This window comes from Pseudomonas sp. S4_EA_1b (genome assembly GCF_016307435.1).
Taxonomy (GTDB): Bacteria; Pseudomonadota; Gammaproteobacteria; order Pseudomonadales; family Pseudomonadaceae; genus Aquipseudomonas; species Aquipseudomonas rhodesiae.
Map to the genome: position 1 here is coordinate 43,643 of NZ_JAEILC010000033.1, position 19,136 is coordinate 62,778.

The following is a 19,136-nucleotide window of genomic DNA, read 5'->3' on the forward strand; positions in this document are numbered from 1 at the left end:
GGTTTGCCGCGCAGCTTTCATGTAAGGCTGCAAGCGGCCTTTTGACAGTGTATATTCATCCAGTCTTTAGCCGTATACTCCGGCATTATTTACGCCCGCCGTGCGAGGCCATCTTGGACAAGATCCTGATTCGTGGGGCTAGAACCCACAACCTGAAGAACATCGACCTGACCCTGCCACGGGACAAACTGATCGTGATCACCGGCCTGTCCGGGTCCGGCAAATCGTCTCTGGCCTTCGATACGCTGTATGCCGAAGGTCAGCGTCGTTATGTGGAGTCGCTGTCGGCCTACGCCCGCCAGTTCCTGTCGATGATGGAAAAGCCTGACGTCGATACCATCGAAGGTCTGTCGCCAGCCATTTCCATCGAACAGAAGTCGACGTCCCATAACCCCCGTTCCACCGTGGGCACCATTACCGAAATCTATGACTATCTGCGCCTGCTGTATGCGCGGGTAGGTATCCCCCGCTGCCCGGACCACGACATTCCTCTGGAAGCCCAGACCGTCAGCCAGATGGTCGACCTGGTGTTGGCGCAGCCCGAAGGGGCTAAGCTGATGCTGCTGGCGCCGGTGATCCGCGAGCGCAAGGGCGAACATCTGTCCGTATTCGAAGAGCTGCGCGCCCAGGGTTTCGTGCGAGCTCGCATCAACGGCAAGCTCTATGAACTCGATGAAGCACCGAAGCTCGACAAGCAGAAGAAGCATTCTATCGATGTTGTAGTCGATCGCTTCAAAGTGCGGGCGGACCTGCAGCAACGCCTGGCTGAATCGTTTGAAACAGCGCTGAAACTGGCGGACGGTATTGCCCTGGTCGCACCAATGGATGACGAACCGGGCGAAGAAATCATCTTCTCCGCGCGCTTTGCCTGCCCGATCTGTGGCCACGCCATCAGCGAGCTGGAACCCAAGCTGTTCTCTTTCAACAACCCGGCCGGCGCCTGCCCGACCTGCGATGGTCTGGGGGTCAAGCAATTCTTCGACATCAAGCGCCTGGTCAATGGTGAGTTGACCCTTGCCGAAGGCGCGATACGCGGCTGGGATAGACGTAACGTCTATTACTTCCAGATGCTCGGTTCGCTGGCCTCCCACTATAAGTTCAGCCTGGAAGTGCCGTTCAACCAACTGCCAGCGGACCAGCAAAAGGTCATCCTAAATGGCAGCGGCTCGCAGAATGTCGACTTCAAGTACTTGAACGACCGAGGCGATATCGTCAAGCGTTCTCACCCGTTTGAAGGCATCGTGCCGAATCTGGAGCGCCGCTATCGCGAGACCGAATCGGCGAGCGTGCGCGAAGAATTGGCGAAGTTCCTCAGCACCCAGCCGTGCCCGGATTGCCGGGGTACGCGCCTGCGACGCGAGGCGCGTCATGTGTGGGTTGGTGAAAAAACCCTGCCGGCGGTGACCAATCTGCCGATTGGCGATGCCTGTGAGTACTTTGGTGAGCTAAAGCTCACCGGACGGCGCGGGGAAATTGCCGACAAGATTCTCAAGGAAATTCGTGAGCGTTTGCAGTTCCTGGTCAACGTCGGCCTGGACTACCTTTCGCTCGATCGCAGCGCGGACACGCTGTCCGGCGGTGAAGCCCAACGGATTCGCCTGGCCAGTCAAATCGGCGCAGGCCTCGTGGGTGTGCTTTATATCCTCGATGAACCGTCGATTGGTTTGCACCAGCGCGACAACGACCGGTTGCTGGGCACCTTGAAACACCTGCGCGATATCGGTAATACGGTGATTGTGGTCGAGCACGATGAAGATGCGATTCGCTTGGCGGATTATGTGGTCGACATCGGGCCGGGTGCAGGCGTGCATGGCGGGCATATTGTCGCCGAGGGCACGCCGGCCGAAGTCATGGCTCACCCGGATTCGCTGACCGGTAAGTACCTCTCGGGTCGAGTGAAGATCGAAGTCCCGGCCAAACGCACACCGCGCAACAAGAAGATGGCCCTGCACCTCAAGGGCGCGCGTGGCAATAACTTGCGCAATGTAGACCTGGAGATTCCACTGGGCCTGCTTACCTGCGTGACGGGTGTTTCCGGGTCAGGCAAGTCGACGCTGATCAACAACACGCTATTCCCTTTGAGTGCCACCGCCTTGAACGGCGCGACCACTCTGGAAGCGGCGGCACACGACAGCATCAAAGGCCTGGAACATCTGGATAAAGTGGTCGATATCGACCAGAGCCCTATTGGTCGCACGCCGCGCTCTAACCCTGCGACTTACACCGGGCTGTTTACCCCGATTCGCGAACTGTTCGCTGGGGTTCCGGAGTCGCGCTCCCGCGGCTACGGGCCTGGCCGGTTCTCGTTCAACGTCAAGGGTGGCCGCTGCGAAGCCTGCCAGGGCGATGGCTTGATCAAGGTAGAAATGCACTTCCTGCCGGACATCTACGTGCCCTGCGATGTATGCAAGAGCAAGCGCTATAACCGCGAGACCCTGGAGATCAAATACAAGGGCAAGAGCATCCACGAAACCCTCGAAATGACGATCGAGGAAGCGCGGGAGTTCTTCGATGCAGTTCCGGCACTGGCGCGCAAGCTGCAGACTTTGATGGATGTAGGCTTGTCGTATATCAAGCTCGGACAGTCGGCAACTACCCTGTCGGGCGGTGAGGCGCAACGGGTGAAGCTGTCTCGCGAACTATCAAAGCGCGATACCGGCAAGACCCTGTACATCCTGGACGAGCCGACCACCGGCCTACACTTCGCCGATATCCAGCAACTGCTGGATGTACTGCACCGACTCCGTGACCACGGCAATACCGTGGTAGTAATCGAGCATAACTTGGATGTGATCAAGACGGCCGACTGGCTGGTGGACCTCGGGCCGGAAGGTGGTTCCAAGGGTGGCCAGATCATCGCAGTGGGCACGCCGGAGCAGGTCTCCGAGATGCCTCAATCCCACACGGGTTACTACTTGAAACCTTTGCTGGAACGCGATCGGGCCTGATTTATCCGGCGCAATAAAAAGCCCCTGTCACCTTATTGGGTGACAGGGGCTTTTTCGTACCGGAAATCAGAACTGCGATTGCAGGTAGTTTTCCAGACCAATCAGCTTGATCAGACCCAGCTGTTTTTCCAACCAGTAGGTGTGATCTTCTTCAGTGTCGTTCAACTGCACACGCAGAATTTCGCGGGTGACGTAGTCGTTATGCTGTTCGCATAACTCAATGCCCTTGCAGAGCGCAGCACGAACTTTGTACTCAAGGCGAAGGTCGGCGGCGAGCATGTCAGGTACCGTGGTGCCCACATCCAGATCATCAGGGCGCATACGTGGCGTTCCCTCGAGCATCAAGATGCGGCGCATCAAAGCATCGGCGTGCTGTGCCTCTTCTTCCATTTCATGATTGATACGCTCGTAGAGCTCGGTAAAGCCCCAGTCCTCGTACATGCGCGAATGGATGAAATATTGGTCACGAGCTGCCAGTTCGCCCGTCAGCAACGTGTTGAGGTAATCGATTACGTCGGGGTGACCTTGCATCGCCCTACATCTCCCTGCTTGAAAGTCTGTAGTTTGAACCATGATGACGCGGAGGTCACGAGACCAACGGCAGAAAAGTGAAGATTTATCGCGAAAAGTAGCTGAAATAACGCAAAAACCGCCCAAATGAGGGCGGTTCTGCTTCTCGTTTAGAGTCAGTTAAGCGATACACCCAGCGCCTTTGCGATTGCTTCTCCGTAAGCTGGGTCTGCTTTGTAGAAGTGTCGCAACTGACGCTCAACGACATCACTCGAAACCCCAGACATCGCACCGGCAATGTTGTTGGTGAGCAGAGCTTTCTGCTCATCGCTCATCAGCCGGAAAAGCGCACCTGCGTGGCTGTAGTAGTCGGTGTCTTCGCGATGATCGTAGCGGTCCGCCGCACCGCTCAATGCCAATGCGGGTTCAGCATATTGAGGCGCTTGTTTCGGCGCGTCGGAATAGCTATTCGGTTCGTAGTTGGGAGCCGCCCCGCCATTACTACCGAATGCCATGGAGCCGTCACGCTGGTAGCTATTCACCGGGCTGCGTGGCGCATTCACTGGCAGCTGCTGGTGGTTGGTACCGACACGGTAGCGGTGCGCATCTGCATAAGCGAATACGCGACCTTGCAGCATACGGTCGGGAGACAACCCTACACCCGGAACCATGTTGCTTGGGCCGAACGCAGCCTGCTCTACTTCAGCGAAGTAGTTTTGCGGGTTACGGTTAAGCTCCAGCTCGCCAACTTCGATCAGCGGGAATTCCTTTTGCGACCATGTTTTGGTCACGTCGAAAGGATTTTCGTAATGAGCATTGGCCTGCGCCTCAGTCATGATCTGGATGCACACCCGCCATTTAGGGAATTCACCGCGCTCAATTGCGCTGAACAGGTCGCGCTGCGCGTAATCGGGATCTGTTCCCGCGAGGCGCGCGGCCTCTTCCGGCGCGAGGTTCTTGATGCCTTGCTTGGTCTTGTAGTGCCACTTGACCCAACGCCGCTCGCCTTGCGCGTTGATCAGGCTGTAGGTGTGGCTACCGAAGCCGTGCATATGACGGTAGCCATCAGGGATACCGCGGTCAGAGAACAAAATCGTGACCTGATGCAGCGCTTCGGGAGAATGCGACCAAAAATCCCACATCATTTGCGCGCTTTTCAGGTTGCTTTGCGGCAGGCGCTTTTGAGTGTGGATAAAGTCAGGGAATTTCAACGGATCGCGAATGAAGAATACCGGCGTGTTGTTACCCACGATGTCCCAGTTACCCTCTTCGGTATAGAACTTCAAAGCGAAACCGCGGGGATCGCGCTCAGTGTCAGCCGAACCACGCTCACCACCGACCGTAGAAAATCGCAAAAAGGTAGGCGTCTGCTTGCCAACCGCTTCGAAAAGCTTAGCACTGGTGTATTGGGTGATGTCGCGGGTCACGGTAAACGTGCCGTATGCGCCCGAGCCTTTGGCGTGTACGCGGCGCTCAGGAATGTTTTCACGGTTGAAGTGAGCAAGCTTCTCGATCAGATGAAAATCATCAAGAAGCAGAGGACCACGCGGGCCGGCCGAACGAGAGTTCTGGTTATCCGCAACGGGAGCACCGCTCGCGGTGGTAAGGATTTTATCCTGGCTCATGTTCAATTTTCCTCAGGTCAGATGTGGCACTGCCGGCTAATCGGCTTGAAGGAAGTATTGATCATCAACATGACACTGACAAATTCATTAAATCGTAAGCATCAATAGAAAATATCTACCAACAATTCCTATGCCCATGGTGCCAACTGCAATTTGAGGAAGCTTGTACCCTTCGCGCTTTTCTTGTGCGCACAAAAAACCGGGCACTAGGCCCGGTTTTTCGTTACAGACTGTCGTCTTACTCGGCGCTTACAGCTTCGCCAGCAGTAGCACGATCAACCAACTCGACGTACGCCATTGGCGCGTTGTCGCCAGCGCGGAAACCGCACTTGAGGATGCGCAGGTAGCCACCCTCACGGGTAGCGTAGCGCTTACCCAGGTCGTTGAAGAGCTTACCAACGATAGCTTTCGAACGAGTACGGTCGAAAGCCAGACGGCGGTTAGCCAGGCTGTCTGTCTTAGCCAAAGTAATCAGCGGCTCAGCAACGCGACGCAGTTCTTTAGCTTTCGGCAGTGTAGTTTTGATCAGCTCGTGCTCGAACAGCGACACCGCCATGTTCTGGAACATGGCCTTGCGGTGCGAGCTGGTACGGCTCAGGTGACGACCACTTTTACGATGACGCATGGTTCATTCCTTACCAAACTCACGTTCGGTGATTACGACGATCAGGCAGTCGCCTTGTCGTCCTTCTTAAGACTTGCAGGCGGCCAGTTGTCGAGGCGCATGCCGAGGGACAGACCGCGGGAGGCCAGAACGTCCTTGATTTCGGTCAAGGATTTCTTGCCCAGGTTCGGAGTCTTCAACAGTTCTACTTCGGTACGCTGAATCAGGTCGCCGATGTAGTAAATGTTTTCCGCCTTAAGGCAGTTAGCCGAACGTACAGTCAGTTCCAGATCGTCAACCGGGCGAAGCAGGATCGGATCGATCTCGTCTTCCTGCTCGATTACCACTGGTTCGCTGTCACCTTTGAGGTCCACGAACGCAGCCAACTGCTGTTGCAGAATGGTTGCCGCGCGGCGGATAGCCTCTTCAGGATCCAGGGTACCGTTGGTTTCCAGATCAATAACCAGCTTGTCCAGGTTAGTACGCTGTTCGACACGGGCGTTTTCCACCACGTATGCGATACGGCGAACCGGGCTGAACGAAGAGTCTAGCTGCAAGCGACCAATGCTGCGGCTTTCGTCTTCATCGCTCTGACGCGAGTCGGCCGGTTCATAACCACGACCACGAGCTACGGTGAGCTTCATGTTCAGGGCGCCGTTAGACGCCAGGTTAGCGATTACGTGATCGGGGTTAACGATCTCGACATCATGATCCAGCTGAATATCGGCAGCGGTAACCACCCCCGAACCCTTCTTCGACAAGGTCAGCGTAACTTCGTCACGGCCGTGCAGCTTGATAGCCAGACCTTTAAGGTTCAACAGGATTTCAATTACGTCTTCCTGTACACCTTCGATGGCGCTGTACTCGTGGAGCACACCGTCAATCTCGGCCTCGACTACTGCACAGCCGGGCATTGAGGACAACAGGATGCGGCGCAGCGCGTTGCCCAGGGTGTGGCCAAAACCACGCTCGAGAGGCTCGAGAGTGATCTTAGCGCGGGTTGGACTGACAACCTGCACATCAATGTGGCGGGGTGTCAGGAACTCATTTACCGAAATCTGCATGGATGCACCTATTTTCTAGCCCTTACTTGGAGTAGAGCTCGACAATCAGGCTTTCGTTGATGTCGGCGGACAGATCACTGCGAGCTGGAACGTTCTTGAAAACGCCCGACTTCTTCTCAGTGTCTACTTCTACCCATTCTACGCGGCCACGTTGGGCACACAGATCGAGAGCTTGGACAATGCGAAGTTGGTTTTTAGCTTTCTCGCGAACTGCGACCACGTCACCAGCACGAACCTGATAAGACGGAACGTTTACGGTCTGACCGTTAACGCTGATCGACTTGTGCGATACCAGCTGACGGGATTCGGCACGAGTCGAACCAAAGCCCATACGGTATACAACGTTGTCCAGACGGCATTCGAGCAGTTGCAGCAGGTTTTCACCGGTTGCACCTTTCTTGCCAGCAGCTTCTTTGTAGTAGCCGCTGAACTGACGCTCGAGAACGCCGTAGATACGACGGACCTTCTGCTTTTCACGCAGTTGGGTGCCGTAATCGGACTGGCGACCGCGGCGTTGGCCGTGGATACCAGGTGCTGCTTCGATGTTGCACTTCGATTCGATCGCGCGCACGCCGCTCTTCAGGAAGAGATCGGTGCCTTCGCGACGAGCGAGTTTGCATTTTGGACCAATGTAACGAGCCATTCTTTACAATCTCCTGGATTACACGCGGCGCTTCTTCGGCGGACGGCACCCGTTGTGCGGGATTGGCGTCACGTCGGTGATGCTGGCGATCTTATAGCCACAGCCGTTCAAAGCACGGACAGCAGACTCACGACCTGGACCTGGACCCTTGACGTTAACGTCGAGGTTTTTCAGGCCGTATTCCAGCGCAGCTTGACCAGCACGCTCAGCAGCTACTTGAGCAGCGAACGGGGTGGACTTGCGGGAACCGCGGAAACCCGAACCACCGGAGGTAGCCCAAGAAAGCGCGTTACCTTGACGGTCGGTGATGGTCACGATGGTGTTGTTAAAAGATGCATGGATGTGGGCGATGCCATCAACCACTGTCTTTTTAACTTTTTTACGAGGACGAGCAGCAGGTTTTGCCATGATAATTTTCCTGTCGATTCGCGGGGGCGATTACTTGCGGATCGGCTTACGCGGACCTTTACGGGTACGCGCGTTAGTCTTGGTACGCTGACCGCGTACTGGAAGACCACGACGATGACGCAGACCGCGATAGCAACCGAGGTCCATCAAACGCTTGATTTTCATGTTGATTTCGCGACGCAGGTCACCTTCAGTGGTGAACTTCGCCACTTCGCCACGCAGCTGTTCAATCTGCTCGTCGCTCAGATCCTTGATCTTAGCGGCTGGGTTTACCCCAGCAACTGCGCAAATTTTCTGCGCAGTAGTGCGACCAACACCATAGATGTAGGTCAGCGAGATAACAGTGTGCTTGTTATCTGGAATGTTAACGCCTGCAATACGGGCCATTCAGTGGGACTCCAATTGACAGCTACCTACGCCCCGGAAGCCAAGAAATAGGGCGCGAGATAATATCGCTGTAATAACAAATAATCAACCCGGCAGCGCACTAGCTGCCGGGCTTCAAGCGGATCACACTCAGCCTTGGCGCTGTTTGTGACGCGGTTCCGCGCTGCAAATTACTCGAACAACACCTTCGCGGCGAATAATCTTGCAGTTACGGCACAGCTTTTTCACCGATGCACGAACTTTCATCACCAACTCCTCGAACCTTATGGGTACTCAGCGCAACATGCCGCTGCCGTAACCCTTCAGGTTGGCTTTCTTCATCAGGGATTCGTACTGGTGCGAAACGAGGTGCGATTGTACTTGGGACATGAAGTCCATCACAACCACGACCACGATCAGCAACGAGGTCCCGCCAAGGTAGAACGGAACGTTTGCCGCAACCACCAGGAACTGGGGCAACAGGCACACGGCCGTCATATATAGAGCACCGAACAGGGTTAAACGAGTCAAAACGCCATCAATGTAGCGTGCAGACTGCTCACCTGGACGGATACCCGGAATAAAGGCACCGGACTTCTTCAGGTTTTCCGCTACGTCTTTCGGATTGAACATCAACGCCGTATAGAAGAAGCAGAAGAAAATAATCCCTGCACTAAACAGCAGAATATTCAACGGCTGACCAGGAGCGATCGACTGAGAGAGGTCCTGCAGCCAGCCCATATTTTCAGACTGACCAAACCAGGTACCGAACGAAGCCGGAAACAGCAAAATGCTGCTCGCGAAAATTGCCGGAATAACACCGGCCATATTCACTTTCAGCGGCAAGTGGCTAGTCTGCGCGGCAAAAACCTTACGGCCCTGCTGACGCTTGGCGTAGTGAACAGCAATACGACGCTGGCCACGCTCAATGAACACCACAAAACCGATAATCGCTACTGCCAGCAAACCGATGGCAACCAAGGCGAAGATATTGATATCACCCTGACGTGCAGACTCAAAAGACTGCCCAATCGCTCTCGGAAGACCGGCGACGATACCTGCGAAAATCAACATCGAGATACCGTTACCAACACCACGCTCAGTAATCTGCTCACCCAGCCACATCATGAACATTGCACCAGCCACAAAAGTGGAAACTGCAACGAAATGGAAGCCAAAGTCACCAGTGAACGCAACACCCTGCCCGGCCAGGCCAACGGACATGCCGATAGCTTGAACCAGTGCGAGGATGACAGTGCCGTAGCGGGTGTACTGGCTAATCTTGCGACGGCCAGCTTCACCTTCCTTCTTCAACTGCTCCAGCTGCGGGCTGACGGCGGTCATCAGTTGCATGATGATCGATGCCGAAATATACGGCATGATCCCCAGCGCAAAGATGCTCATCCGCTCCAGCGCGCCGCCGGAAAACATGTTGAACAAGCTAAGAATGGTCCCCTCATTCTGTCGAAACAGGTCTGCGAGTCGGTCCGGGTTGATACCTGGAACCGGGATGTGTGCGCCTATTCGGTAGACGATAATCGCCAGGAACAGAAAACGCAGACGAGCCCAGAGTTCAGACATACCGCCTTTGCCGAGCGCAGAGAGAGCACCTTGCTTAGCCATTTATTCCTCGAACTTGCCGCCAGCTGCTTCGATAGCCGAACGCGCACCTTTGGTGGCGCCGATTCCCTTGCCGATAGTGACAGCGCGAGTCACTTCACCGGACAGCATGATTTTCACACGCTGTACGTTGACGTTGATCACGTTGGCATCTTTCAGGGTCTGCAGAGTAACGATGTCGCCTTCCACTTTAGCCAGCTCGGACAGACGCACTTCTGCGCGATCCATGGCTTTCAGGGATACGAAACCGAACTTAGGCAGGCGACGATGCAACGGCTGTTGACCGCCTTCAAAGCCTGGAGCGATGGTACCACCGGAGCGGGAGGTCTGACCTTTGTGGCCACGGCCACCAGTCTTACCCAAACCGCTACCGATACCACGGCCCGGACGATGCTTTTCGCGACGGGAACCCGGCGCTGGACTCAGATCATTGAGTTTCATCGATTAACCCTCGACACGCAGCATGTAGTAAGCCTTGTTGATCATCCCGCGATTCTCGGGAGTATCCTGGACTTCTACAGTGTGACCGATGCGACGCAGACCCAGACCCTTAACACACAGTTTGTGGTTAGGGATGCGGCCGGTCATGCTTTTGATCAGCGTTACTTTAACGGTAGCCATGATCAGAAAATCTCCTGGACGCTTTTGCCACGCTTGGCGGCAATGGATTCAGGGGACTGCATAGCTTTCAAACCTTTGAAAGTGGCGTGAACCACGTTTACCGGGTTAGTCGAGCCGTAGCACTTGGCCAGAACGTTCTGAACACCAGCAACTTCGAGGACAGCACGCATAGCGCCACCAGCGATGATACCGGTACCTTCAGAAGCAGGCTGCATGTACACCTTCGAAGCGCCATGGGCGGACTTCATTGCGTACTGCAGGGTGGTTCCGTTCAGATCAACTTGGATCATGTTGCGACGAGCAGCTTCCATTGCCTTCTGGATCGCAGCAGGCACTTCACGCGACTTGCCACGGCCGAAGCCAACACGCCCTTTACCATCACCAACCACGGTCAACGCGGTGAAAGTGAAGATACGGCCGCCTTTAACGGTTTTGGCTACGCGGTTAACTTGAACCAGCTTCTCAATGTAGCCTTCGTCGCGCTTTTGGTCGTTATTTGACATAACTTAGAACTCCAGCCCAGCTTCACGAGCAGCATCAGCCAACGCTTTAACGCGGCCGTGGTACTTGAAGCCAGAGCGGTCGAAAGCCACTTGCGAGACGCCAGCGGCCTTAGCACGCGTAGCGACCAGCTGGCCAACCTTTGTGGCCGCGTCGATGTTGCCAGTGGCACCATCACGCAGTTCTTTATCCAAAGTCGAGGCGCTTGCCAGGACTTTGTTGCCGTCGGCCGTGATGACCTGGGCGTAGATGTGCTGCGACGAGCGGAACACGCAGAGACGCACGACTTCGAGTTCGTGCATTTTCAGGCGTGCTTTGCGAGCGCGACGCAGTCGAGTAACTTTTTTGTCGGTCATTTGCTATGCCCTACTTCTTCTTGGCTTCTTTACGACGGACGACTTCGTCCGCGTAGCGCACACCTTTGCCTTTGTACGGCTCTGGTGGACGGAAGTCGCGGATCTCAGCAGCCACTTGACCTACCAGCTGCTTATCGATGCCCTTGATCAGGATATCGGTCTGGCTAGGAGTCTCAGCGGTGATGCCTTCCGGCAGTTCGTAATCCACTGGGTGCGAAAAGCCAAGGGCCAGGTTCAAAACCGTGCCTTTTGCTTGCGCTTTGTAACCAACACCGACCAGCTGGAGCTTACGCTCGAAGCCTTGGCTTACGCCTTGGACCATGTTGTTCACCAACGCACGCGTGGTACCGGCCATTGCGCGAGTCTGTTGATCGCCATTGCGAGCAGCGAAACGCAGCTCACCAGCTTCTTCAACGATCTCAACGGACGAATGGATGTTCAGTTCAAGAGTACCCTTGGCACCCTTCACCGAAAGCTGTTGGCCTGCGAATTTGACTTCGACACCGGCTGGCAGCTTAACGGGGTTCTTAGCGACGCGAGACATGCTTATCCCCCCTTAGAACACAGTGCAAAGAACTTCGCCGCCGACACCGGCAGCGCGCGCAGCACGATCCGTCATCACACCTTTGTTGGTGGAGACGATAGACACGCCCAGACCGCCACGAACTTTCGGCAGATCTTCAGCGGACTTGTACTGACGCAGGCCTGGACGGCTAACGCGCTTCACTTCCTCGATGACCGAACGGCCTTCGAAGTACTTCAGCTCGATGGACAGCAGTGGCTTGGTTTCGCTGCTGATCTGATAACCCGCAATGTAGCCTTCGTCTTTCAGGACTTTGGCAACAGCTACCTTCAACTTGGAAGATGGCATGCTTACGACGGACTTTTCAGCCATCTGGGCATTACGGATACGAGTTAGCATGTCCGCTAACGGGTCCTGCATACTCATGGGCTAGACGCTCCTAATACAAAAAAATTAGCCTTGCGGCTACATATGTCGCCGAGAATCTCCGGGCATAGAAAACACGGGCTCAGGCGAGCCGGGTATTCTAGACACACTCCGGAAATGAAACAAGCCCCAAAAGGGGCTTGTTCCAGATTCAAGGTCACCGGCGGTCAGTATCTTGCGATACCAACCGCCTGGACTCTGAAAGTACTTACCAGCTGGCTTTAACCAGACCTGGGACGTCACCACGCATTGCCGCTTCACGCAATTTGTTACGGCCGAGGCCGAACTTGCGGTAAACGCCGTGTGGACGACCGGTCAGGCGGCAGCGGTTACGCATGCGCGAAGCGCTTGCGTCACGTGGCTGCTTCTGCAGAGCTACTGTAGCTTCCCAACGCGCTTCTGGACTTGCGTTCAGATCAACGATGATTGCTTTCAGTGCTGCACGCTTCTTGGCGTACTTGGCAACCGTGAGCTGACGCTTCAGCTCGCGGTTTTTCATGCTCATCTTGGCCATGGTCCTACTCCAATCAGTTGCGGAACGGGAATTTGAAAGCACGCAACAGGGCGCGACCTTCATCATCGTTCTTGGCAGTGGTGGTCAGGGTGATGTCCAGACCGCGGAGAGCATCGATCTTGTCGTAGTCGATTTCCGGGAAAATGATCTGCTCTTTCACGCCCATGCTGTAGTTGCCACGACCATCGAAGGACTTGGCATTCAGGCCGCGGAAGTCGCGAACCCGAGGCAGGGAGATCGACAGCAGACGATCCAGGAATTCGTACATACGCTCACGGCGCAGAGTTACCTTGACGCCGATCGGCCAACCTTCACGGACTTTAAAGCCAGCGATGGATTTCCGAGCGTAGGTCACAACGACTTTTTGGCCGGTGATCTTTTCCAGGTCAGCAACAGCATGCTCGATGACTTTTTTGTCGCCGATCGCTTCGCCCAGACCCATGTTCAGGGTGATTTTGGTAACGCGCGGAACTTCCATCACGTTCCCGAGCTTAAGTTCTTCCTTAAGCTTGGGGGCGATTTCCTTCCGGTAAATCTCTTGTAGTCGTGCCATGGTCTTATCTACCTAGCAGTGTTCAAGCATCAACCGCTTTTTGGGTCGACTTGAAGACACGAATTTTCTTACCGTCTTCTACTTTGAAACCAACACGATCAGCCTTGTTGGTTTCGCCGTTGAAGATGGCGACGTTAGAAGCGTGCAGAGGCGCTTCTTTCTCGACGATACCGCCCTGTACGCCCGACATCGGGTTAGGCTTGGTATGACGCTTGACCAGGTTCAGACCACCTACAACCAGACGGTCGTCAGCGAGAACCTTCAGCACCTTACCGCGCTTACCTTTGTCTTTGCCGGCGATCACGATGATCTCGTCGTCACGACGAATCTTTTGCATGTCGGATCTCCTTACAGCACTTCTGGGGCGAGCGAGACGATCTTCATGAACTTCTCAGTACGAAGTTCACGGGTCACTGGCCCAAAGATACGGGTGCCGATCGGCTCTTGCTTGTTGTTCAGAAGAACAGCAGCGTTGCCATCAAAGCGGATAATGGAGCCATCAGCACGGCGTACGCCGTGACGAGTGCGGACTACAACAGCAGTCATCACTTGGCCTTTTTTCACCTTACCGCGAGGAATTGCTTCCTTCACGGTAACTTTGATGATGTCACCGATACCAGCGTAACGACGATGGGAGCCACCCAGCACCTTGATGCACATAACACGGCGAGCGCCGCTGTTATCGGCCACATCGAGCATGGATTGAGTCTGAATCATATAATTTCTCCGACCCCTAGTCCTTAGACTTCCACAGCGCGTTCGAGAACATCAACCAATGCCCAAGACTTGGTCTTGGCAAGCGGACGAGTTTCACGAATAGTGACTTTGTCGCCGATGTGGCACTGATTGGTTTCGTCGTGCGCGTGCAGCTTAGTCGAACGCTTAACATATTTACCGTAGATCGGGTGCTTAACGCGACGCTCGATCAGAACGGTGATGGTTTTGTCCATCTTGTCGCTGACAACACGGCCAGTCAGCGTACGGACAGTCTTTTCGGCTTCAGCCATGATCACTTACCTGCCTGCTGGTTGAGCACAGTCTTCACGCGAGCGATGTCACGCTTAACTTGCGAGAGCAGATGAGACTGCCCCAACTGGCCAGTTGCTTTCTGCATGCGCAGATTGAACTGGTCGCGCAGCAAGCCGAGCAGTTGCTCGTTCAGCTGCTGTGCGGATTTTTCACGAAGTTCATTCGCTTTCATCACATCACCGTCCGTTTAACAAAGGAGGTGGCGAGTGGCAGCTTTGCAGCAGCCAGGGCGAAAGCCTCACGCGCCAGCTCTTCAGAAACACCCTCGATTTCATACAGGACTTTGCCTGGCTGAATCTGGGCTACCCAGTACTCCACGTTACCCTTACCTTTACCCATCCGCACTTCGAGAGGCTTCTTGGAGATCGGCTTGTCCGGGAATACACGGATCCAGATCTTGCCGCCACGTTTTACGTGACGGGTCAGAGCACGACGTGCTGACTCGATCTGACGAGCGGTGAGACGACCACGAGCTACAGACTTCAGCGCGAACTCGCCGAAGCTGACTTTGCTACCGCGCTGAGCCAGACCACGGTTGTGGCCTGTCATCTGCTTGCGGAACTTCGTACGCTTAGGTTGCAACATTTGGCGTACCCCTTACTTAGCAGCTTTTTTACGAGGCGCTGGTGCTTGTGGTTTCAGTTCTTCTTGGCGACCACCAATTACTTCGCCTTTGAAGATCCAAACCTTTACACCGATCACACCGTAAGTGGTGTGAGCTTCGTAGTTGGCATAGTCGATGTCGGCACGCAGGGTGTGCAATGGCACACGACCTTCGCGATACCATTCAGTACGTGCGATTTCAGCACCGCCGAGACGACCGCTCACTTGGATTTTGATGCCTTTGGCACCAATGCGCATGGCGTTCTGTACGGCGCGTTTCATAGCGCGACGGAACATTACGCGACGCTCCAGCTGCTGAGCTACGCTCTGCGCAACCAGCATACCGTCGAGCTCCGGCTTGCGGATCTCTTCGATATTGATGTGCACAGGCACACCCATTTGCTTGGTCAGGTCCTGACGCAGTTTCTCAACATCTTCACCTTTCTTCCCGATAACGATACCTGGACGAGCGGTGTGAATGGTGATACGTGCAGTTTGCGCCGGACGATGGATATCGATACGGCTTACGGACGCGCTTTTTAGTTTGTCTTGGAGATACTCACGCACCTTCAGATCAGCGAACAAATAGTCCGCATAAGTCCGACCGTCTGCGTACCAGACGGAGGTGTGCTCCTTGACGATTCCCAGGCGAATGCCAATGGGATGTACTTTCTGACCCATCTCTTCGACTCCGTTACTTGTCAGCAACCTTGACAGTGATATGGCAAGACCGCTTGACGATGCGATCAGCACGGCCTTTGGCACGTGGCATGATGCGCTTCAGCGAACGCCCTTCGTTGACGAAAACGGTGCTGACTTTAAGGTCATCAACGTCTGCGCCTTCGTTATGCTCGGCGTTGGCTACGGCCGACTCCAGCACTTTCTTCATGATCTCGGCGGCTTTCTTACTGCTGAAAGCCAACAGGTTGAGCGCTTCGCCCACCTTCTTCCCGCGGATCTGGTCGGCGACCAAGCGGGCTTTCTGGGCGGAGATTCGAGCGCCCGACAACTTAGCGGCTACTTCCATTTCCTTACCCCTTAACGCTTGGCTTTCTTGTCTGCCACGTGCCCACGATAAGTGCGGGTACCGGCAAACTCGCCCAGTTTGTGGCCGACCATGTCTTCGTTAACGAGAACGGGGACGTGTTGACGACCGTTGTGTACTGCGATGGTCAAACCGACCATTTGTGGCAGGATCATCGAGCGACGCGACCAGGTCTTAACTGGTTTGCGATCGTTCTTTTCCGCCGCCACTTCGATCTTCTTCAGTAGGTGAAGATCAATAAAAGGACCTTTTTTCAGAGAACGTGGCACTGTCGTATCCCTCTATTTACTTGCGACGACGGACGATCATTTTGTCGGTACGCTTATTACCACGAGTCTTCGCGCCCTTAGTCGGGAAGCCCCATGGCGATACCGGATGACGACCACCAGAGGTACGACCTTCACCACCACCGTGTGGGTGGTCAACCGGGTTCATGGCAACACCACGAACGGTTGGGCGAACGCCACGCCAGCGTTTGGCACCAGCTTTACCCAGCGAACGCAGGCTGTGCTCGGAGTTCGAGACTTCGCCCAGGGTCGCACGGCATTCAGCCAGTACTTTACGCATCTCACCAGAACGCAGACGCAGGGTCACGTAGACACCTTCACGAGCGATCAGCTGTGCAGAAGCACCAGCGGAACGAGCGATTTGCGCGCCTTTACCTGGCTTCAATTCGATGCCGTGTACGGTGCTACCAACTGGAATGTTACGCAGCTGCAGAGCGTTGCCCGGCTTGATCGGTGCCAAAGCACCTGCGATCAGCTGGTCGCCAGCGCTCACGCCTTTAGGGGCGATGATGTAGCGACGCTCGCCATCTGCGTACAGCAGCAGAGCGATGTGAGCAGTACGGTTTGGATCGTATTCGATACGCTCGACAGTGGCAGCGATGCCATCTTTGTCGTTACGACGGAAGTCGACCAGACGATAATGCTGCTTATGGCCACCACCGATGTGACGAGTGGTAATACGACCATTGTTGTTACGACCACCAGACTTCGATTTCTTCTCGAGCAGCGGTGCGTGAGGAGCGCCTTTATGCAGCTCCTGGTTGACCACCTTGACCACAAAACGGCGGCCAGGGGAAGTCGGTTTGCATTTAACGATTGCCATGATGCACCCCTTCCTTACTCAGCACTGCTGCTGAAATCGAGATCTTGGCCTGGCTGAAGGGAGATAACTGCCTTCTTCCAGTCATTACGCTTGCCCAGACCGCGAGCAGTGCGCTTGCTCTTACCCAGAACGTTCAGGGTAGTAACACGCTCTACTTTCACGCTGAACAGGCTTTCGACGGCCTTCTTGATTTCCAGCTTGGTTGCGTCAGTTGCAACCTTGAAAACGAACTGGCCTTTCTTGTCAGCCAGAACCGTAGCCTTTTCGGAAACGTGCGGGCCAAGCAGAACTTTAAATACGCGTTCCTGGTTCATCCCAGCAGCTCCTCGAATTTCTTCACGGCCGACACGGTGATCAACACCTTGTCGTATGCGATCAGACTAACTGGATCGGAACCTTGCACGTCACGTACATCAACGTGTGGCAGGTTACGAGCAGCCAGGTACAGGTTCTGATCAACAGCTTCAGACACGATCAATACGTCGGTCAGGCTCATGTTGTTCAGTTTGCCCAGCAGATCTTTGGTTTTTGGACTTTCAACAGCGAAGTCCTGAACCACGACCAGGCGATCAGTACGCACGAGTTCAGCAAGGATGGAGCGCAGAGCTGCGCGATACATCTTCTTGTTGAGCTTCTGAGAATGATCCTGCGGACGAGCTGCAAAAGTAGTACCGCCGCCGCGCCAGATTGGGCTACGGATAGTACCGGCACGAGCACGGCCAGTACCTTTCTGACGCCAAGGGCGCTTACCGCCACCACGAACGTCGGAACGGGTCTTTTGCTGCTTGCTACCTTGACGGCCGCCGGCCATGTAGGCCACGACTGCTTGGTGAACCAGCGTCTCGTTGAATTCGCCGCCAAATGTCAGTTCGGAAACTTCGATCGCTTGAGCGTCATTTACATTTAATTGCATGTCAGCTTCCCCTTAACCGCGAGCCTTGGCCGCTGGACGTACAACCAGGTTGCCGCCAGTAGCGCCAGGAACAGCACCCTTGACCAACAACAGATTGCGTTCAGCGTCGACGCGCACTACTTCGAGGGACTGCACGGTCACGCGCTCAGCGCCCATATGACCGGACATTTTCTTGCCCTTGAATACACGACCAGGAGTCTGGCACTGGCCAATAGAGCCCGGGACGCGGTGGGAGACGGAGTTACCGTGAGTGTTGTCTTGGCCACGGAAATTCCAACGCTTGATCGTACCCTGGAAGCCTTTACCTTTGGACTGACCGGTTACATCAACCAGTTGACCAGCAGCGAAGATTTCAGCGTTGATCAGATCGCCAGCCTGGTAGTCGCCATCTTCAAGACGGAACTCCATAACAGTACGACCAGCTGCAACGTTCGCTTTAGCGAAGTGACCTGCTTGAGCAGCAGTCACGCGCGAAGCACGACGCTCGCCTACAGTGACTTGCACTGCACGATAGCCATCGGTTTCTTCAGTTTTGAACTGGGTGACGCGATTCGGCTCGATCTCAATGACCGTGACCGGAATGGAGACACCTTCTTCGGTGAAAATACGGGTCATACCGCATTTACGACCGACTACACCAATAGTCATGTTGTAAACCTCATGAGTGTACGGGGCTTTCACCCGCTATGGCCGCCCATTTCAGAGCGTTACACGGCTAAGACCCAAGTCTTAGCCGAGGCTGATCTGTACTTCCACACCGGCCGCCAGATCGAGCTTCATAAGAGCATCAACGGTTTTATCCGTTGGCTGGACGATGTCCAGTACGCGCTTATGAGTACGGATCTCGTACTGGTCACGCGCGTCTTTGTTGACGTGCGGAGAGACCAGAACGGTGAACCGCTCTTTACGGGTAGGCAGTGGAATTGGACCACGCACTTGAGCACCAGTACGTTTCGCGGTTTCCACGATTTCCTGGGTGGATTGGTCGATCAGGCGATGGTCAAAAGCCTTCAACCTGATACGGATTTGCTGATTTTGCATTGGATTTCAGACTCCGGCTGCTATTCCCACCGAGCGCAATACGCCCGTTAAAAGGAGGCGCAATTCTATAGACGGCCCCGATAGGTGTCAACCCAATCGGCATAGGGGACGGC

31 protein-coding genes are annotated in these 19,136 nt (G+C 55.0%); 1 reads left to right on the forward strand and 30 read right to left on the reverse strand.

Annotated features, from left to right (window positions below):
- Window positions 1-113: 113 nt before the first annotated feature.
- Window positions 114-2,948, forward strand: coding sequence for an excinuclease ABC subunit UvrA (gene uvrA, locus YA0848_RS10930; protein ID WP_169903373.1), 2,835 nt, complete (start codon window positions 114-116; stop codon window positions 2,946-2,948).
- A 66-nt stretch (window positions 2,949-3,014) separates the two neighbouring features.
- Here uvrA and bfr read toward each other — a convergent pair whose 3' ends face one another.
- The 30 genes from bfr to rpsJ form a co-directional block, all read right to left on the reverse strand.
- Complete coding sequence (gene bfr, locus YA0848_RS10935) at window positions 3,015-3,479, reverse strand: bacterioferritin (protein ID WP_003176400.1); 465 nt, start codon at window positions 3,477-3,479, stop codon at window positions 3,015-3,017.
- A gap of 155 nt (window positions 3,480-3,634) precedes the next feature.
- On the reverse strand, window positions 3,635-5,083 hold the full coding sequence (locus YA0848_RS10940) for a catalase (protein ID WP_169868948.1): 1,449 nt from the start codon (window positions 5,081-5,083) through the stop codon (window positions 3,635-3,637).
- 238 nt (window positions 5,084-5,321) lie between these two features.
- The gene (rplQ, locus tag YA0848_RS10945; RefSeq protein ID WP_003176402.1) at window positions 5,322-5,708 is read right to left on the reverse strand and encodes a 50S ribosomal protein L17; all 387 of its coding nucleotides are present in this window, start codon (window positions 5,706-5,708) and stop codon (window positions 5,322-5,324) included.
- Window positions 5,709-5,749: 41 nt separating this feature from the next.
- A complete protein-coding gene (locus tag YA0848_RS10950) occupies window positions 5,750-6,751 on the reverse strand; it encodes a DNA-directed RNA polymerase subunit alpha (RefSeq protein WP_003176403.1) in 1,002 nt (333 codons plus the stop codon).
- A gap of 22 nt (window positions 6,752-6,773) precedes the next feature.
- Window positions 6,774-7,394, reverse strand: a complete 621-nt coding sequence (rpsD, locus tag YA0848_RS10955) for a 30S ribosomal protein S4 (RefSeq protein WP_003176404.1) — start codon at window positions 7,392-7,394, stop codon at window positions 6,774-6,776.
- Window positions 7,395-7,412: 18 nt separating this feature from the next.
- On the reverse strand, window positions 7,413-7,802 hold the full coding sequence (gene rpsK, locus YA0848_RS10960; protein ID WP_002555466.1) for a 30S ribosomal protein S11: 390 nt from the start codon (window positions 7,800-7,802) through the stop codon (window positions 7,413-7,415).
- A 30-nt stretch (window positions 7,803-7,832) separates the two neighbouring features.
- On the reverse strand, window positions 7,833-8,189 hold the full coding sequence (gene rpsM / locus YA0848_RS10965) for a 30S ribosomal protein S13 (protein WP_003194635.1): 357 nt from the start codon (window positions 8,187-8,189) through the stop codon (window positions 7,833-7,835).
- A 129-nt stretch (window positions 8,190-8,318) separates the two neighbouring features.
- Entirely contained in the window at window positions 8,319-8,435 is a 117-nt protein-coding gene (gene rpmJ / locus YA0848_RS10970; protein WP_002555468.1) for a 50S ribosomal protein L36, read from the reverse strand.
- 27 nt (window positions 8,436-8,462) lie between these two features.
- Entirely contained in the window at window positions 8,463-9,791 is a 1,329-nt protein-coding gene (gene secY, locus YA0848_RS10975; protein ID WP_198712584.1) for a preprotein translocase subunit SecY, read from the reverse strand.
- On the reverse strand, window positions 9,792-10,229 hold the full coding sequence (gene rplO / locus YA0848_RS10980; RefSeq protein WP_016969471.1) for a 50S ribosomal protein L15: 438 nt from the start codon (window positions 10,227-10,229) through the stop codon (window positions 9,792-9,794).
- Between the two features lie 3 nt (window positions 10,230-10,232).
- A complete protein-coding gene (rpmD, locus tag YA0848_RS10985; protein WP_003176408.1) occupies window positions 10,233-10,409 on the reverse strand; it encodes a 50S ribosomal protein L30 in 177 nt (58 codons plus the stop codon).
- Window positions 10,410-10,411: 2 nt separating this feature from the next.
- Entirely contained in the window at window positions 10,412-10,912 is a 501-nt protein-coding gene (rpsE, locus tag YA0848_RS10990) for a 30S ribosomal protein S5 (protein ID WP_010566852.1), read from the reverse strand.
- 3 nt (window positions 10,913-10,915) lie between these two features.
- Window positions 10,916-11,266, reverse strand: a complete 351-nt coding sequence (gene rplR / locus YA0848_RS10995) for a 50S ribosomal protein L18 (RefSeq protein WP_198712583.1) — start codon at window positions 11,264-11,266, stop codon at window positions 10,916-10,918.
- A 10-nt stretch (window positions 11,267-11,276) separates the two neighbouring features.
- The gene (rplF, locus tag YA0848_RS11000) at window positions 11,277-11,810 is read right to left on the reverse strand and encodes a 50S ribosomal protein L6 (RefSeq protein ID WP_003176412.1); all 534 of its coding nucleotides are present in this window, start codon (window positions 11,808-11,810) and stop codon (window positions 11,277-11,279) included.
- A gap of 12 nt (window positions 11,811-11,822) precedes the next feature.
- Window positions 11,823-12,215 carry a 30S ribosomal protein S8 gene (gene rpsH, locus YA0848_RS11005; RefSeq protein ID WP_010566853.1) on the reverse strand — a complete coding sequence of 131 codons (393 nt, stop codon included), beginning with the start codon at window positions 12,213-12,215 and terminating at the stop codon, window positions 11,823-11,825.
- Between the two features lie 208 nt (window positions 12,216-12,423).
- A complete protein-coding gene (gene rpsN / locus YA0848_RS11010) occupies window positions 12,424-12,729 on the reverse strand; it encodes a 30S ribosomal protein S14 (protein ID WP_003176414.1) in 306 nt (101 codons plus the stop codon).
- A 13-nt stretch (window positions 12,730-12,742) separates the two neighbouring features.
- Window positions 12,743-13,282 (reverse strand): 50S ribosomal protein L5, encoded by a 540-nt coding sequence (rplE, locus tag YA0848_RS11015; RefSeq protein WP_003194642.1) that lies wholly within the window; start codon window positions 13,280-13,282, stop codon window positions 12,743-12,745.
- Window positions 13,283-13,304: 22 nt separating this feature from the next.
- Window positions 13,305-13,619 carry a 50S ribosomal protein L24 gene (gene rplX, locus YA0848_RS11020; RefSeq protein WP_007896770.1) on the reverse strand — a complete coding sequence of 105 codons (315 nt, stop codon included), beginning with the start codon at window positions 13,617-13,619 and terminating at the stop codon, window positions 13,305-13,307.
- Window positions 13,620-13,630: 11 nt separating this feature from the next.
- The gene (gene rplN, locus YA0848_RS11025) at window positions 13,631-13,999 is read right to left on the reverse strand and encodes a 50S ribosomal protein L14 (protein ID WP_002555479.1); all 369 of its coding nucleotides are present in this window, start codon (window positions 13,997-13,999) and stop codon (window positions 13,631-13,633) included.
- A 23-nt stretch (window positions 14,000-14,022) separates the two neighbouring features.
- Entirely contained in the window at window positions 14,023-14,289 is a 267-nt protein-coding gene (gene rpsQ / locus YA0848_RS11030) for a 30S ribosomal protein S17 (RefSeq protein ID WP_003176419.1), read from the reverse strand.
- 2 nt (window positions 14,290-14,291) lie between these two features.
- On the reverse strand, window positions 14,292-14,483 hold the full coding sequence (gene rpmC, locus YA0848_RS11035; RefSeq protein ID WP_002555481.1) for a 50S ribosomal protein L29: 192 nt from the start codon (window positions 14,481-14,483) through the stop codon (window positions 14,292-14,294).
- On the reverse strand, window positions 14,483-14,896 hold the full coding sequence (rplP, locus tag YA0848_RS11040) for a 50S ribosomal protein L16 (RefSeq protein ID WP_003176421.1): 414 nt from the start codon (window positions 14,894-14,896) through the stop codon (window positions 14,483-14,485). Before rplP ends, rpmC begins: the two co-directional genes overlap by 1 nt.
- A gap of 12 nt (window positions 14,897-14,908) precedes the next feature.
- Window positions 14,909-15,595 (reverse strand): 30S ribosomal protein S3, encoded by a 687-nt coding sequence (rpsC, locus tag YA0848_RS11045; RefSeq protein WP_003176422.1) that lies wholly within the window; start codon window positions 15,593-15,595, stop codon window positions 14,909-14,911.
- Window positions 15,596-15,608: 13 nt separating this feature from the next.
- Entirely contained in the window at window positions 15,609-15,941 is a 333-nt protein-coding gene (rplV, locus tag YA0848_RS11050) for a 50S ribosomal protein L22 (RefSeq protein ID WP_003103908.1), read from the reverse strand.
- An 11-nt stretch (window positions 15,942-15,952) separates the two neighbouring features.
- Complete coding sequence (gene rpsS, locus YA0848_RS11055; RefSeq protein WP_002555486.1) at window positions 15,953-16,228, reverse strand: 30S ribosomal protein S19; 276 nt, start codon at window positions 16,226-16,228, stop codon at window positions 15,953-15,955.
- A gap of 16 nt (window positions 16,229-16,244) precedes the next feature.
- Window positions 16,245-17,069, reverse strand: coding sequence for a 50S ribosomal protein L2 (gene rplB / locus YA0848_RS11060; protein ID WP_003186055.1), 825 nt, complete (start codon window positions 17,067-17,069; stop codon window positions 16,245-16,247).
- A gap of 14 nt (window positions 17,070-17,083) precedes the next feature.
- Window positions 17,084-17,383: a 50S ribosomal protein L23 gene (rplW, locus tag YA0848_RS11065; RefSeq protein ID WP_002555488.1), complete on the reverse strand. Its 300-nt coding sequence runs from the start codon at window positions 17,381-17,383 to the stop codon at window positions 17,084-17,086.
- Window positions 17,380-17,982 carry a 50S ribosomal protein L4 gene (gene rplD / locus YA0848_RS11070; protein ID WP_003176424.1) on the reverse strand — a complete coding sequence of 201 codons (603 nt, stop codon included), beginning with the start codon at window positions 17,980-17,982 and terminating at the stop codon, window positions 17,380-17,382. Before rplD ends, rplW begins: the two co-directional genes overlap by 4 nt.
- Window positions 17,983-17,994: 12 nt before the next feature.
- The gene (gene rplC, locus YA0848_RS11075) at window positions 17,995-18,630 is read right to left on the reverse strand and encodes a 50S ribosomal protein L3 (RefSeq protein WP_003194649.1); all 636 of its coding nucleotides are present in this window, start codon (window positions 18,628-18,630) and stop codon (window positions 17,995-17,997) included.
- A gap of 81 nt (window positions 18,631-18,711) precedes the next feature.
- Window positions 18,712-19,023, reverse strand: a complete 312-nt coding sequence (gene rpsJ, locus YA0848_RS11080; protein WP_003186070.1) for a 30S ribosomal protein S10 — start codon at window positions 19,021-19,023, stop codon at window positions 18,712-18,714.
- Between the last annotated feature and the right edge of the window lie 113 nt (window positions 19,024-19,136).